Here is a 502-nt window from a genome sequence, read left to right as displayed (position 1 = left end):
GCTGCGGTCGACGGGCTCACCCCCGCCGCCGCCGTGGTCACCGCGCCCGCCGGCGTCCTCGCCCTCCTCGGCGAGGTGCTCGTCGCAGACGACCTCGACGCCGTCCGCGCTGCCGAGCACGCGCTCGCCGCGCTCGACCGGCCGGCGACCGTGATCACGCGCGACGGCACCGTCGTCGGCCGCTACGTCGTTCACGGCGGCTCGGGCCGCACGCAGAGCCGCATCGAGCTGATCGCCGAGCGCGATCGAGCGCAGGCCCGGCTCGACGAGGTCCGATCCGACATCGAGCGCGCTCGCTTCGACCTCGACGAGCAGCGCGGCAACGCCGGGCACGCCAAGGAGCAGTCGAAGCTCGCGCTCGCGGCGCTCCGCGAGTTCGACGCGCAGCTCGCCCAGCGCACCGAGTCCCTGAACCGGGCCCGCGTGCAGGCCGAGGCCGCCGCCGCCGAGACCGAGCGGCTCGCCGAGGCCCTGCGCACCGCGGAGGAGCGGATCGCCGAGG

1 pseudogene is annotated in these 502 nt (G+C 76.7%); it reads left to right on the top strand.

Annotated elements, in window-relative coordinates:
- A pseudogene (locus ESO86_RS19700) lies at positions 1–502 on the top strand (chromosome segregation protein SMC); the annotation flags it as partial.

Source organism: Agromyces binzhouensis (assembly GCF_004135055.1).
Classification (GTDB): domain Bacteria; phylum Actinomycetota; class Actinomycetes; order Actinomycetales; family Microbacteriaceae; genus Agromyces; species Agromyces binzhouensis.
This window is presented reverse-complemented; position numbering and strand designations above follow the sequence as displayed.